The organism is Butyrivibrio sp. FCS006, from assembly GCF_000424525.1.
Classification (GTDB): Bacteria; Bacillota; Clostridia; order Lachnospirales; family Lachnospiraceae; genus Butyrivibrio.
In genome coordinates, this window is sequence record NZ_AUKB01000008.1 from 613,095 (window position 1) to 628,255 (window position 15,161).

At 41.8% G+C, this 15,161-nt stretch carries 10 protein-coding genes; all 10 read right to left on the minus strand.

The window, feature by feature from the left end; all coding sequences use genetic code 11:
• The 10 genes from atpD to G633_RS0102735 are packed head-to-tail and all read right to left on the minus strand — an operon-like array spanning position 1 to position 15,154.
• The gene (gene atpD, locus G633_RS0102690; protein WP_026518986.1) at positions 1-1,392 is read right to left on the minus strand and encodes a F0F1 ATP synthase subunit beta; all 1,392 of its coding nucleotides are present in this window, start codon (positions 1,390-1,392) and stop codon (positions 1-3) included.
• Complete coding sequence (gene atpG, locus G633_RS0102695; RefSeq protein ID WP_026518987.1) at positions 1,379-2,302, minus strand: ATP synthase F1 subunit gamma; 924 nt, start codon at positions 2,300-2,302, stop codon at positions 1,379-1,381. The genes atpD and atpG overlap by 14 nt, the downstream gene beginning before the upstream one ends.
• Position 2,303: 1 nt before the next feature.
• Complete coding sequence (gene atpA, locus G633_RS17145; protein WP_242838813.1) at positions 2,304-4,040, minus strand: F0F1 ATP synthase subunit alpha; 1,737 nt, start codon at positions 4,038-4,040, stop codon at positions 2,304-2,306.
• Positions 4,033-4,524 (minus strand): ATP synthase F0 subunit B, encoded by a 492-nt coding sequence (locus tag G633_RS0102705; protein ID WP_022767052.1) that lies wholly within the window; start codon positions 4,522-4,524, stop codon positions 4,033-4,035. The genes atpA and G633_RS0102705 overlap by 8 nt, the downstream gene beginning before the upstream one ends.
• 25 nt (positions 4,525-4,549) lie before the next feature.
• Entirely contained in the window at positions 4,550-4,768 is a 219-nt protein-coding gene (atpE, locus tag G633_RS0102710; RefSeq protein ID WP_022765699.1) for an ATP synthase F0 subunit C, read from the minus strand.
• Positions 4,769-4,784: 16 nt separating this feature from the next.
• Positions 4,785-5,459, minus strand: a complete 675-nt coding sequence (locus G633_RS0102715) for a F0F1 ATP synthase subunit A (protein WP_442852340.1) — start codon at positions 5,457-5,459, stop codon at positions 4,785-4,787.
• 33 nt (positions 5,460-5,492) lie between these two features.
• On the minus strand, positions 5,493-9,536 hold the full coding sequence (locus G633_RS0102720) for a hypothetical protein (RefSeq protein WP_035770412.1): 4,044 nt from the start codon (positions 9,534-9,536) through the stop codon (positions 5,493-5,495).
• Between the two features lies 1 nt (position 9,537).
• Positions 9,538-12,018 (minus strand): efflux RND transporter permease subunit, encoded by a 2,481-nt coding sequence (locus G633_RS0102725; RefSeq protein WP_026518990.1) that lies wholly within the window; start codon positions 12,016-12,018, stop codon positions 9,538-9,540.
• 41 nt (positions 12,019-12,059) lie between these two features.
• Positions 12,060-14,357, minus strand: coding sequence for a glycoside hydrolase family 9 protein (locus G633_RS0102730; protein WP_196804218.1), 2,298 nt, complete (start codon positions 14,355-14,357; stop codon positions 12,060-12,062).
• Between the two features lie 41 nt (positions 14,358-14,398).
• On the minus strand, positions 14,399-15,154 hold the full coding sequence (locus G633_RS0102735) for an SIMPL domain-containing protein (RefSeq protein WP_022767047.1): 756 nt from the start codon (positions 15,152-15,154) through the stop codon (positions 14,399-14,401).
• Between the last annotated feature and the right edge of the window lie 7 nt (positions 15,155-15,161).

The following is a 15,161-nucleotide window of genomic DNA, read 5'->3' on the forward strand; positions in this document are numbered from 1 at the left end:
TCAGGCCTCGATATCCTTAGCTTTCTTAGCCACTTCATCAATAGTTCCAACATTGAAGAATGCTGCCTCCGGATATTTGTCCATCTCTCCGCCTATGATATACATAAATCCTTTGATGGTCTCTGAAAGAGGCACATACTTACCCTTAAGTCCTGTAAACTGCTCAGCTACATGGAAAGGCTGAGACAAAAATCTTTGAATTTTACGTGCTCTGTGGACTGTTGCCCTATCTTCTTCTGAGAGCTCCTCCATACCGAGGATTGCAATAATATCCTGAAGCTCTTTATACTTCTGCAAAATCTCCTGAACCTTCATGGCAGTTGAGTAATGAGCCTTTCCTACAATCGTCTCTTCAAGGATACGGCTTGATGACTCAAGAGGGTCAACTGCAGGATAAATACCCTGTTCTACAATCTTACGAGACAGAACCGTTGTTGCATCAAGATGCGCAAATGTTGTAGCAGGAGCCGGATCTGTAAGGTCATCCGCAGGGACATAAACTGCCTGAACAGAAGTAATTGATCCGTTTTTGGTAGAAGTAATTCTCTCCTGAAGAGCACCGAGATCTGTTGCAAGTGTAGGCTGATAACCTACGGCTGAAGGCATTCTTCCAAGAAGTGATGAAACCTCGGATCCTGCCTGTACAAATCTGAAAATATTATCGATGAAAAGAAGCACATCCTGATTCTTAACATCTCTGAAGTACTCAGCCATTGTAAGTCCGGTCTCAGCAACTCTCATACGAGCTCCCGGAGGCTCATTCATCTGACCGAATACCAGTGCAGTTTTTTCAATAACCCCTGACTCTGTCATCTCAGTCCAGAGGTCGTTTCCTTCTCTTGAACGTTCACCTACACCTGTAAATATCGAGTATCCGCCGTGCTCTGTGGCGATGTTCTGAATAAGTTCCTGAATAAGAACGGTCTTGCCTACACCCGCTCCTCCGAAAAGACCAATTTTACCGCCTTTTGCATATGGCGCAAGAAGATCGATTACCTTAATTCCGGTCTCAAGTATCTCAACAACAGGGCTCTGATCCTCAAGCTTTGGTGGTTTTCTGTGGATTTCCCATTTTTCGCTTGCTTCAACACTTCCCTTTTTGTCGATAGCTTCGCCAAAGACATTAAAAAGTCTGCCGAGTACCTGATCACCAACCGGCACTTTAATTGGTCCGCCTTCAGATACAACTTCCATATCCTTTGAAAGGCCTTCACTTGGAGAAAGCATAATGCATCTGACTATATCTCCGCCGACATGCTGAGATACTTCCATCACTCTCTTTTCTCCACCCACTGTTACAGTCAGGGCGTCTCTGATATATGGAAGCTGAGCATCCTTAAATTGTACGTCTACTACAGGTCCCATGACCTGAACAATCTTACCGTTTTCCATGCTTCTTTATTTCCTTGCTGCGCTTAAGCGCTTTGGCTCCGCTGACAACCTCAGTGATCTCCTGTGTGATCATAGCCTGTCTCTGGCGGTTATAGCTCTTTTTCAGGTCAACGATCATCATCTCTGCATTCTTATTGGCATTGTCCATGGCCATCATTCTGGACTGTTGAACGCTGCAGAAGGACTCGACCAGCGCTCCGTATATGTATCCTGTCACATAATTTGGAACAATATTGTCCAAAACTGCTGATGGCGATGGTTCCATTAGAAATTCTTCATACATGTTTCCACGAATCGGTGCTTTTTTCCTCTTCAGCGCCGAAAGGAAATCAAGTGGCAAAATTCTTTCAATCCTTGCATCGCAGGTATTTCCTCTTATGGTCGTGAATATGATATAGAACTCATCAATCTTCCTGTTATAGTAATAATCCATTATCTCAGCAGATATTTTTCTTGCTCTGTGAAGCGTTGGATTCTGAGATGTGAAAGGGAAAAACTCTTCGATATCTACATTTTCCGAATTGAAATGATATCTGCCTACCTCTCCGATCACAAAAAGCTTGTTTTCACCCTTTTTATTAGCAAGTGCTTCCTCCGTAAGCTTTATAACATTGTGGTTAAAAGCACCCGCCAGACCCTTATCATCGGTAAAAACGAGATAACCACGTTTCTTTTTGTTCTCAGGTATATCATCTCTAAGCTCAAGAAAAATATTCTCTGTTCCCTCAGGAAGGTTGTTCACAACTCTTTCGATCATATCCTTCGTGGCATAAAAGAAAGGCTCCGTGTCCGATAAAATCTTCTTTGCCTTTCGAAGCTTTGTCGAGGAGATCATATACATCGCATTTGTAATTTTCTTTGTGTCACTTACACTTGCGATCCTTTCGCGGATCTCTTTTATATTAGCCAAATTACTGTACCTTTATATCTTCGTTAAATTCATCAATGAGGTCATATATCCTCTTCTTAAGTTCATCCGAGAGGTCTTTTGTCTTCTTGATCTCATTGCATACATCTTTGTGTTCGTTGTTGAAGAAGGTAATAAGCTTTTCCTTGTATTCGTTGACTTTCCTTACAGGAACGTGGTCAATTCTCTTAGAGCCGGCTGCTAGAAGTATCAGTACCATTTCATGCATTGCAAGCGGATGCTCCAGGGGCTGCTTTAGAAGTTCCATCAGGACCTGTCCGTGATTAAGCTGATTCCTTGTCACCTCATCAAGGTCTGATGAAAACTGTGTAAACACAGCCATTTCCCTGTACTGCGCAAGATCTACTCTTATGCTTCCGGTAGCTTTTTTCATTGCCTTGGTCTGAGCTGCGCTACCTACACGGGATACTGAAAGTCCTACATTAACCGCAGGTCTCATACCGGCAAAGAACAGGTCACTTTCAAGGAATATCTGACCATCAGTAATGGAGATAACATTTGTTGGAATATACGCAGAAACATCTCCTGCCTGTGTCTCAATAATAGGAAGCGCTGTAATTGAGCCTCCTCCAAGATCATCTGAGAGTTTACTTGATCTCTCAAGAAGTCTTGAATGCAGGTAAAAGACATCTCCCGGATAAGCCTCACGTCCCGGTGGCCTCTCAAGAAGTAGTGATAATGCCCTGTAAGCAACAGCATGCTTGGAAAGATCGTCATAAACGATAAGCACGTCTTTTCCTTTGTACATGAAGTACTCAGCAAGTGCAGTTCCTGAATAAGGTGCAATATACTGAAGCGGAGCAGGATCAGATGCTGTAGAACTTACAACAATCGTATACTTCATCGCTCCGGTCTTTTTAAGAGTAGTTATGAGCTGGGCTACAGTTGAAGCCTTCTGACCTATTGCTACATAGATACAGATAACTCCTTTGCCCTTCTGGTTGATGATTGTATCGAGAGCAATTGAAGTCTTGCCGGTCTGTCTGTCGCCGATAATAAGCTCACGCTGGCCTCTTCCAATGGGGAACATGGTATCAATAGAAAGAATACCTGTAGCCATAGGCTCATTTACCGACTGTCTTTCAATAATTCCCGGTGACCTCTCTTCAACGGCGCGATATCCACTCTCTTTGATATCTCCCTTGCCATCAATTGGCGCACCGAGAGCATCAATAACTCTTCCAATAAAAGCTTCTCCGACAGGAACACCGGCCTCTTTGTAAGTGCGAACGGCTCTGCTTCCCTGTCTTATGCTTCTTTCATCACCAAAAAGGATACACCCGATATGATCATCTCTGATATCCTGGGCCATACCCTTGGTTCCGTCTTCAAATTCAATTATCTCTCCGTAGAAAGCGTGCTCAATTCCTTCGACATTGGCTATACCGTCACCTATCCAGGTAACAACGCCAACTTCCCTGCCTTTGATGGAAAGGTCAAAGTCTTCAACCTTCTGCTTTAGCATAGGAATGATGTCTTTTGAATGAACGCTTCCAAGTTCGTATCGAAGCTGTCTGGCTCTGCCTTTATCGCTCCAGTCGTACTCTAAGCCGCCACAAGAAACGATAAAGCCTCCGCCTACTTCAGGATCATTTATGACCTTTAGCTTAACATCAGGATTGTCAAGCTTCTCAGCAATTAGCTGCCTGATGCTGGCAAGCTGTGATTCCGTCGGCGGAGTTGAGGCATAGCGCAGTGTAGCTTTAATCTTTTTATCCATTATTAGCCCTTGCCTCATTTATGAATTTATCGTAGAGCAAACTGTCATCCTCTGAGCTGTGCTTGGTTGCAGCGATCTTGGCAGCTGCATCGATAACCATATCCTTAAGCTCATCGGCATGAAGTTCTCTTTCCTTCTCTGCTTCTGCTCTGGCGTTTTGTCTTGCCTCTTTTACGATCTTGTCGCCGGTCTTTCTGGCATCCATAACGATTCTCTCGTACTCTTCATAGCCGAGCTTTTTGATATCTGAGAGAATCTGCTCTTTTTCCTCGTCGGCAAGCTCAATCTTCTTCTCATATTCTTTTTTGATGGCACGAGCCTCAGCAGTTGCCTTATCAGCAGCCACGGTAGCTTCGTCCACTTCTTCCTGTCTCTTTTTGATGATCTCATCGATCTTTCCGAACAGGAATTTCTTCACAAAGAATAAGAGTATAAGAATATTTATTACTGTGAATAATATGTTAATCAGGCTTATACTTAACACTTTGCTTCCCCTTTTCTTTCGGTGTTTATGAGAAAAGAATGATCATGATAGCTACAACGAAACCATAGATAGCTGTTGCCTCTGCAAGAGCACAACCAAGGATTAGAAGTCTCATGATCTTGCCGTCTGCTTCGGGCTGTCTTGCAACTGCATCTGTAGCCTTTGCTGTTGCAAGGCTGATGCCGATACCTGCTCCGATACCTGTGAATGCAGCGATAGCTGCTCCGATTGCTGTTAAACTCATTTCTTATGTCCTCCTTTTATTCAACTGCTTCCTTGATGTATAACGATGTCAAAAAACAAAATACATATGCCTGAATACAACCGTCGAATATATCAAAGTAAATACTAAGTGCTGCAGGCAGTATTATTGGTACCACATGTTTGATCAGCTCCATAATGACCGTAGCTCCGAGGATATTACCAAAGAGTCGCATACACAGTGACAATGGTCTTATAAAGAGCTCTAAAACATTCATAAAGGTTATGACTGCCATTGGCTCTGTGAAGCTCTTTAGCCACTTTTTTGGACCTTTTTTAATAATTCCTGCCAGTTCAACAAGCACGATACTCATTAGAGAAAGAGCCAGAGTTACATTCAGGTCCATTGTTGGCGGAACCAGTCCAATCAGTCCTATCATATTTGAAAAAGCAATGAAGATCAGCACCGTAACTATATATGGTGCATAACCAATAGCCTCTTCTCCAAGCAGTTCTCCAACGACGCCTCTGATCCATAATACGGCCGATTCTACTGCCGCCTGTCTTTTTGATATGTTGTGGACCTTCAGATTACTGGTAAGTGCAACGATCAGGACAATCAAAATCGCAAGTACTATCCAGGACACCACTACCGATTTGTAGATGTCAAAAAAACCGTTTCCAAAAGGCACATGGATCAAGGTCTTGTCTGCCATAAGCAGCTCATTAAGCATCTCTTTCATGGAAACATCTCCCTGATAAAATCTTTACTTCTTGTTATTCTTCTTTACTTTACGCCGAAGCTTTCTGTACTTTTTGCTGTCGAATTCCTTCTTTTGCGGAAGTTCTTCACCTTTTTCCTTGGCAAGTTCTTCCTTATACTCAGAGATTTCGTCGGTCAACTGCTCAAGTTCATCCTCTTCTTTTATTTCAGCTGCAGTTTCTGTAATCTTTTCACGTACCTTGGTCTGTAGCTCATCGGTGTCATCATAGAAGATTGTTTCCTTATTCTCGATTCTGTCAGAAACCTTCATAACAAATCTTCTGAATATCTTGGGCACTTTTCCGCCATGTCTCTTAATAATATTTACTATAATGATTATTATAACAATAATCATTACAATTGCTAAAAGAAATATAGCAATAATGATAAATCCAATATTTTGTGCATTGCTTACACCATAAGAAAGAGTATGGGTATTACCCTTTAGCTCGTAAGTCGAGTATGCACCCATTTTTCCTGTAGGTGTCAGTTTCACTTTGGAATTTTCTGTAACCTCGTACAGAGCGTAATCAGTGGAACTTGCAAATTTTCCAAAGACCTCAAGCACCTGATTGTAATTATTGTCAGGTTTAAAGCGTATCTGATGAACATCCTGACCGTCATCCGGTATAGTCAGCTCAATTATTTCCATTTCATCAAGGCTGCTGTTATTGTTTTCTTCATTTAGAAGAATTGTTCTTGTAGCCTCTATCTTATCGCCTTCCCTGAAGTTGCCGTCAACAAGCAGTATTGACTGATTCTTTTCAGCAGAATCTTCGATAGCCAGAGTTGTTCTGTAAAGCTTATAAGTTGCAGTTGCTGTAACATCACAGACAAGCCTGTCAACTTCCGGAACATCCCAGTCTACATAGTATCCTTCTTTTTCGGGTACAGATGGATATTCCTCCGGCTTTAAGCTCTCTCCGTATTTCTTATTGAGTCTGTCTACCTGTTCGCTTCCATCTTCAAGGTCTTCATCTTCAAGGACAAAGTTTACAGTGATATTAGAGAATTCATGAGGAAGATCTCTGTACTTTATTTCCTCTGTCATATCTTCATCAGTGCCGGTACTTAGAGGAACTACTTCAAGTTTTTCTTCGCTTTCTTCAGTTTCCTGCATGATTTCTTCAAAAACTTCATTTTTCTCAACTGCAGCATAACTGATAGGTTCAGCCTTTAATGCATAGCTTACTCTGTCTATTCCCGCAAGATCATCACTTACAAAGTAGTTATTTCTTACTTCACCCTTTTCTGCAATATGACCGGATATCGCGCCATACCAGTTCTCTGCTCTGGTTACGCTGACCAAAGTAAGGCAGTCCTTGATGTGCATTCCATCACCGGTTATTCCACCGACATAGGTATTTCCGTCAAGTTCGCCCTTTGCATAAGACTCTACAATGTAAGATACAGAAGAGCCTGCAACTCCGCCAACATAGTTACCGTCAGTTGACTCAATCTTTGCATAGCTTCCGCAGTTAAGGATGGTACCCATTTCCTGAAGTCCACAGATACCTCCTGCATAATCTTTCTGGCTCTCAATATTTCCGTAGTTTCTGTTATTTCTAAGAACGCACTTGGTGATATAGGATGAATTGAGGTTTGCATCCTTTATACCTGTGATATCGCCCTCTTTATCAAACTCGTACTCAATTGCCATAGTTCCTGCAATACCGGAAATATCTATATCACCTTCACATTTTCCGAAATTAAAGCAGGAATCAACTGTCGCATCTGTTGTATATGATGCTTCCTGATAGGACTCATCTGAATACATGGTTGTGTAATCTTTATCAAGTACTCCGTCAAGAGCATCCGTATAAAGATTAAGAATATTGTTGAACTGATCGTTTACAGCCTGAAGATCTCCGACCAAAACTCCGGTTGCATTATTCATCTCTGAGTTTAAAAGTCCAAAGTTATCATTCATTGCAGCCATGTTATCCGCAAGGCTGTTGGTGTGAGCTCTGTATTCCTCGTCAAGTCTCGGGAATCTGATGTCATCTCTTCCGGCGACATTTCCCAGTATTGACTTGGTCTGCTGACCTGCCTTTGAGAAACTATCAGATGCAGCACTTAGATTATTCATGGCACTCTCTGCATCAGCTCTGGACGCATCAGACATCTCACCGACGTGATTACCGTATATTGTGGCGAGAGTTGTAGAATAATGCTGCAGATCATCTGTGTACTGAGAGGATCCACCCTGTTTTGTGACCGGATTTACATACTTATCTCTTGCGTAATTGTCTGCTTCTCGTTGAGCTTCTTTTACAGCTTGTTGATGAGCATTACTTTCCTCAGTTACGGATGAATCAGGAAATGCTGACTCGTCGGCTGTATGTTTCCAACTTCCCTTTGCATCACAATCTTCTCCTGACCCGATTACAGACCGGTCGAATTGGGTGTTTAATCCAGGATTTCTATCCCATTCAGATAAATCTGCTGTTCCTCCTGAGGAAAGATAGTATGCTATACCCGTAACATTTTCCTGCATGATCTGATAATTGTAATTTGGCGTATAAGCTTTATTATAGTTTTCGTTGTACTGTTGTGCAGCACTTTCAAGTACGAGTTTCGCTTCTTCGTACTGTTTTTTCTCATCCTCACTGACTATATAGTTCTCAACATTCAAATCTTTTACAGCATTTTTCAGATCATCAGCTGATTGTTTTGTGCTTGAAGCACCACTGGAAATATTGTCTATAGGGCCTCCGTTCTTGGTCGTCTCATCAAGAACATACTCAACCCTTGAAAATGCTTCATTAGTAGCGCCGGAAATATCATTAGCGTAGTCAATTGTGCCGTTTGCAATAAACTTGGTATCCTGAACAGCCTGACCTGTAAACTTCTGAATTATAGCAAGTCGTGCAGACACAACATCAGACTGATTCTTGGTATCGGCAAGGGTTGCAGATACTGTGTCATGAAGCTGAGCTATAGCTTCTGAAAGCTGATAAGCGATATCAGAAGCAAGATCTACCTGAATGTAGGGCTCTGCCTGTCCTACAATGCCTCCTACATCTTTTCTTCCCTTTATCTTGCCATTATTAGAACAGCTATACAGATATCCGGACTGTCTTCCTGCAATACCACCTACGTTATATCCAACGTGCTCGTATCCGATCTCACCGTTATTGATACATCTTGATACGATACCGATTGAGAGTCCGACAATTCCGCCTGTATCAGAAACAGTTACATCAGAACTTGCTTCGTCGTCTTCCTTGCTGATTCCATTCTTGATAAGTGTAAGAACCTTATTAAGGTTTTCCATTGAATCAACTGTAATTTCAGTATCAGTATTGGTGGTATTTACCATAGCTTCATTTCTGCAGTTTGCGATATTACCCATGTTCTCGCCGCAGATACCGCCGGTAAAATGTACACCACTGATAAAGCCTTCAGATGAACAAAATGAAACATTTCCTGAAAGCTGATTCATGCCGACAATTCCACCAATATAATCGTTACCTTTTACAACTCCTCTAAATGAGCAATCTTTGATAAGTCCGTAGTTTTCACCGGCAATACCACCGATGATAACAGGGTTTCCTGCAGGAATTACAGAACCTGAAACATTAAGATTCTGAATTACAGCATTTTTCTCAACGTGAATAAATAGTCCAACATAGGACTGGCCTTTTGAAATGTTTATCTCAGAGATTGTGTGACCCTGTCCGTCAAATACTCCCCCAAAGTCAGGGATTCCATAGAACTCCTTACCAACAAGAGAAATATCCGATGTCAGGAGAATTTTTTTGTTGTCTGACCACGTGTTTAATTTACAGTTATCTACAAACTCTAAAAACTCATCAACATTAGAGATCTCAATTGTTTCTATTTCGGCAGGAACAGCTGCAGCAATATCATCTTCAATATCTGCATCTACATCAACTTTATTTTCAGCAGCTCTCTCCTGCGTTCCTGTAGTTATAGCATTTTCCTGAGTCGTATCTTTTTCGGGCTCATTTTCAGCAAAGCTGATAAGGCCTGAAGTTGTAAATAGCGTAATAGCCATTAAAGAAGCTAAGATCTTTTTTCTCATATCAAATGCCCTCCCCTTCATTACCATCCGGGGTGGTATCCTCATTTCCACTATTTTCATCAAGCATGGTAACGTCGCTATTCTCGATATAAGCACTGACATTACCCTTAACCACAGCATGAACTACACCGTTGATAGTTCCGTCGATGTGTCCTCTTACAATACCGTCAATACGCATAGCTCCTGCAACCTGTCTGGTCTGAAGGGGCATGTTCATAACGAAAGCTGTAAGCTCGATTACCTTATCTCCCACAAGAAGTATCTGAGGAAGAACAAACATGGTAACGATAATGGAAATAATTGTTCCTCGTCCAAGGCATTTACCGATTCCGTAAATAACCGCATCAGAAGTCATCTTACCTATAAGTATTCCGGCAACAGCCATCATGGTTCCGGAAGTAATGATTGTTGGGAATGATAGGTTCATTGTATCAATGATGGCATCTCTTTTACCCATCTTCTCACGAAGTTCAGTGTATCTGCCGGCTATTACAATAGCATAGTCGATATTGGCACCCATCTGAATAGAGCTTACGATAAGGTAGCCAAGGAAGAACAGATTCTCATGCTGGATTGCAGGGAAAGAGAAGTTTATCCAGATACATCCCTGAATTACCGCAATAAGAAGAACGGGCATACCGGCTGACTTAAATGTAAAAAGAAGAACAATAAGTACCGCCAATATGGAAATGATGGATGTAACCTTGGTATCTCTTGCGTTACATTTCTTAAGGTCGTACTGGCTGACAGTATTTCCTACAACGTAGATCTTATCTTCGTCATAGTATTTCTCAGCTATCTTATGGAGCTTCTCTATAAATGCAAAAGACTCTTCTGACTCTTCGGGAAGGTTCATATAAACCAGTATTCTTGAGTAGTCAGGTCCCTGAAGCTGCTTCTTGGCAAACTCCATCATTGTATTTGCATCTTCAAGCTTCTGCATCAGTTCATCATCAAGTGTTACATATCCCTCTTTTACTTCCTGATATACAAACATGAACATATCAATAAGAGGAACCTTATAGTTTGCAAGGCCGTTTACTGCCTTTGCATAATCTTTATCGTTTACCGCATAAGCAGCATAAACAAGCTCTGCTATCTCATAGTCAATATCAAGTAGCTCGGAGAACTGTCTGGGAGAGAGCTTGTCTGTAAGAGTATATCCGCCAATAGCCTCAGTGTTAGCAAGACCTGTGATGCTTGAAACTTCATCATAGGTCAATAGATCATCGATAAGCTTTTTCTCTGTCTCGTAATCAACTGACGGGAAAACAAGCGCAACCATAGGGTTGGTCGGGAAGTTCTCATCCTGAAGGTTCTGAGCTTCCTGCACCTCATTGGTAAGAGGCGGATGGATCTTGGTATAACCGTAAACGTAAGGTGTTTTGGATGATACAAAATTGGCGATTATGATGATCACTACAAATAAAGGCGCAATAATGTATCTTGATGCATAGGCAAACTTACCTACAAAAGGAATAGGCGGCACGAAATTTCTGTGCTTTGTCTTTTCCATGAGCTTGGCAAATACCATGATAAGTCCCGGCATCAGAAGGAATACTGACATAAGACTAAGGATAATAGCCTTTATCAGAACGATACCAAGATCTACACCAATACCAAACTGCATAAACAGCATAGCAACAAGACCGCCGATGGTGGTCAGTGAGCTTCCCGTTATCTCAGGAATAGATTTTGTAAGAGCTATAACCGTCGCTTCTCTGTAAGGAAGACCCTTTGAGAGCTCCTCCTTGTATCGGTTAAGGTAAATAATTGCATAGTCAACAGAAAGTGCAAGCTGAAGAACTATTGTTACAGAATCTGATACAAAAGAGATTTTTCCAAGGAAGAAGTTCGTTCCCATCTGTACCAGAGCTGCGCTTCCGAAAGTAATAAGAAGAACAGGTATCTCCGCATAAGCTTCACAGGTAAAAAGAAGCACTGCAAGTACGACAAATACTACCAGAACCGTTATTACGCTCATCTCCTTCTCAATAAGAGCTGAATGTACGTCACCAAGTTCAGTTGAGAGATAAGTATCATAAGGTTCAAAGTACTCTTTTACAGCATCAAGTGATGTAAGACACTGTTCATCATCTTCATCATAATCGAAGGTGATATTAAAAAGAGCTGATCCATTATTGTAATGGTCTTTTGAATCATCAACTTCTGCGGAAAATACACCCTCAATATCTTCCACATCCTCCTGGATCTTCAGGGCCTGTTCATATGAGATGTTTGCCACCATTACTTTGGCTGTGCCATAGGTGGTAAACTGCTCCTCCATCAGATCAAGACCCTGTCTTGTTTCAGTGGTACCGGGAAGGTAGTATGCAAGATCATTTTCTACCCCTACCCAGTTACTGGCTACAAATGCAAAAATACCAAGTATTGCATAAATAAGAAAAAACAGATTGCGCTTATCTACGATAAATGCGCATATTTTCAGCATAAAACTGCCGGCTTTTTCATTTTCTTCCATAACAAAAACAACTCCAACACATTATATTTTTTGACAAGACCTTAATTGGTCTCAGAAATTTCTGCAGCAAGCAGATAGATAAGAGGTGAGTTCCAATAGATTGTGATCTCGTTGGTTGAATAACTCTGAGCATTATCCGCATAGCATTTAGCACTTGCTGCTCCTCTAAGTACATTCTGGACATAAGGGTCATTGAGTCCGCTGTTAGGACCGCCTACAAGCATACCCGGTACAGTTACGCCCTTAGCCTGTGAAGGTCTGTGGTGCGGATGATCAGAGTAAATTGTTCCAAACTCTGTAAGGAAACAGTAGCCTGTAGCGTTATTACCAAACAGATAGTTAAGCTGCATGTCTGCAACGTTCTTGTTGTAAGTATCAATAAGTCCCTTCATCATGAACATATACTGACCATTATTGGCAATGGTAAGGTTACTTCCCCATGGATAAGCTCCAACTATTGAAGAGCCATATGCGTACTTGGCAGAATTGGATACCACTTCTTTTGCCATCTTGTTTGCTTCGGACTTAACCATTTCAAGTGTAGCTGCATCAGCATCCTTAGCTGTAAGATAAGCATATCCGCCGTATCCTGCTACGCCCTGCCAGCCAAGTGAGTACCCGTTATCAGGAAGCTCGTTCTTTAGAAGTTCCTCATAAGCCTTATCTCCGGTTGTCTTAAAGAGTTCTGCATACGCCCAGAATCTCTCATCTACGTCATTAACATCTTCATACTCACCTGTAGAGATATCAGCAGGATTTTTATAGCCTTTCGGATCGCGAGGTGTCTTTGCGATATATTCAGCGGCCTTCTTGGCAGCATCAAGGCACTTGTCAGCATATTCCTTGTCAATTCCGGCATAAACTCGTGATGCCATGGCCATTACACCTGCAAAGTCTGCAGTTGAAGTGGTTGTCACAGGCATGATAACAAGCTCATCAGTCTCTTCCTCAGGCATGATCTCTCCCGGGAAGTTTCTGCATGTTACCTTGTGATATACTCCGCCGTCTTCTCTTTGCATCTTAAAGAGCCAGTCGAGTTCATATTTTGCCTCATCAAGGATATCAGGTGTTCCGTTGCCGCTCTCGGGAATGCCAACAGCATCATCAAATACGCCCGGATAGTTCTCATACGCAAGTAAAAGGTCTGCAACAGCCTTAGCTCCTGCTACCGAATATCTGCCGTAGTCTCCGGCGTCATGCCATCCGCCTGATACATCAAGCTTCTTGGAGGCATCTTCATATAAAATTGCCATATCAGAGTGACAAACAGGGTGAGCAAAGTCACCGGCAAGATCCTTAGTAAGCTCTGTTCCGCATCTCTGATAGTAAAGCATCTTGATTGATGCCTTGAAGGCGTCATCATATACATTTTTGGAGATCTTAAAGCTGTGAGATACTGCATCTCCGGCTTCTACATGATATGTTCCTTCATCAGTGATATCAGAGAAATTAAAGATAGCTTCCTTCTCTCCGGTATCCGGATCATCAATGCTGTTCTTGATTTCTTTTTCAAAAACGCTTTCACCTGTATCTTCATTGATAAGAACAGCTGTCTTATTAAGAGCTGATCCTCTTAATGTAGCGCTCTTGTATGAACCTGGAAGATATCCAATCTGATTTACAGCAATATCAGGCACATCAACACCTCCACTGCTTGCAACTCTGTTGGTAGCATCTATCAAAGTAAGTTCAAAGTTATCGAAATATACATGGTGTTCAGGAGTATTCTTATCCATATCCTCTACGACGCCCATGTTAAAGCAAAATCTGGGAGCCGGATCTCCTGTCTCATTCATGGTAAATGTATATTCGTGGTTCTGTTTTTCTTTTCCTATCTTTAAATGGTCTTCAAAATATGCGTGATAATCACCGCTGTTTAGCTGAAAACGCATTTCGAGCCACTTGTCTTCTATATCTGAATAGCAATCAAAAGTAATCTTGTAAACACAGCCCTCATCGAGAGAAAAGCCATCATGATATAACTGAACCCCGTGTGCAACAGTTCCAAGGTTTTTAATATCTACATCAAGTTCACCGTCCCCTGTAACTGAAATCTCAGCCAATCCATCCTGGCAAAAAGTCCCCCAAAGTTCGGTGCCATTTGAAAAGTCTCCATTTTCCAGCATGTTTTCACCGGTAAGCTCAATGGGCTCCACTTCCTTTTCAGCCTCGGCAGTTTCTTCTGTACAAGACTCCTCAGTAGTAAGTTCTTGCGTCGCCTGTTCCTGCACTTCCGGAGTTTCCTCCGTTACTTCAGGCGTAACAATTTCAGCATTTCCGCAGCCAATCATGCCCGCCGCCAAAAATGCGGACAAAGCCACAGAAAAAATCCTTTTCATAAAATTCCTTTTCATAACTTCCCTCTCTTTATAAACAGACCTTATTTAAGGTCATATTCCAGCTTTACTGTAATAGAAGCAGTCTTATTTCTGGATGTCGTATCGAATGCTCCGTCATAGGAGTAACTGCTTGTACCTGAATTAGTTGCAGTAATCTGGAATACTCCAAGACTTGAGTTTCTAAGTTTTCCAACTTTTGCACCGGAATTCTTGGCCATTATATCGATTCTCTCTCTTGCATTGGCAGTTGCCTGCTCGATAAGAGAGAGCTTAAGGTCATCAAGACCTGTGTAGTAATACTCGGGAGCCTGTGACTCGAATTCAACGCCGGTCTCAAGAAGGCTTGAGATATCTCTTGAGATCTTCTCTACCTTGTCGATATCTGTTGAAGTAACAGATACAGACTGGGACAGGCTGTATCCGTCCTGTTCTCTTCCGATGTAATTACCGTTGTCATCATAGATGTCCTTGTAAGTTTTCCAGATATCAACTGAATTGAAGATTATCTCATCTTCTGTTATTCCGTTGGCAATAAGGTAGTTCTTAACTACAGCACTGTCTTTCTTTATCTTGTCATAAGCTGCTTTTGAAGTGTAATCGGCAGCAGAAAAAGAGCCTCTCCAAATAATAAGGTCAGACTCAAAATCTACATTTGCACTTCCTGTTGCTGAAATTGTATGAACACTCTCTGATCTGAAATGAGACAGTCCAAGTGCTAAACATAAGCAGCTTGCCACAATACTAAGTCCAATGATAAGAGCTGTAAGCCAGCTCTTATTAGTCTTTGCATTTTCCATTTCCCTC

Coding starts and splice junctions, on each gene's coding strand:
- G633_RS0102730 (WP_196804218.1), bottom strand. CDS start 14,357: ATGAAAAGGATTTTTTCTGTGGCTTTGTCCGCATTTTTGGCGGCGGGC.
- G633_RS0102715 (WP_442852340.1), bottom strand. CDS start 5,459: ATGCTTAATGAGCTGCTTATGGCAGACAAGACCTTGATCCATGTGCCT.
- G633_RS0102720 (WP_035770412.1), bottom strand. CDS start 9,536: ATGAGAAAAAAGATCTTAGCTTCTTTAATGGCTATTACGCTATTTACA.
- atpA (WP_242838813.1), bottom strand. CDS start 4,040: ATGGATAAAAAGATTAAAGCTACACTGCGCTATGCCTCAACTCCGCCG.
- G633_RS0102725 (WP_026518990.1), bottom strand. CDS start 12,018: ATGGAAGAAAATGAAAAAGCCGGCAGTTTTATGCTGAAAATATGCGCA.
- atpE (WP_022765699.1), bottom strand. CDS start 4,768: ATGAGTTTAACAGCAATCGGAGCAGCTATCGCTGCATTCACAGGTATC.
- atpD (WP_026518986.1), bottom strand. CDS start 1,392: ATGGAAAACGGTAAGATTGTTCAGGTCATGGGACCTGTAGTAGACGTA.
- G633_RS0102735 (WP_022767047.1), bottom strand. CDS start 15,154: ATGGAAAATGCAAAGACTAATAAGAGCTGGCTTACAGCTCTTATCATT.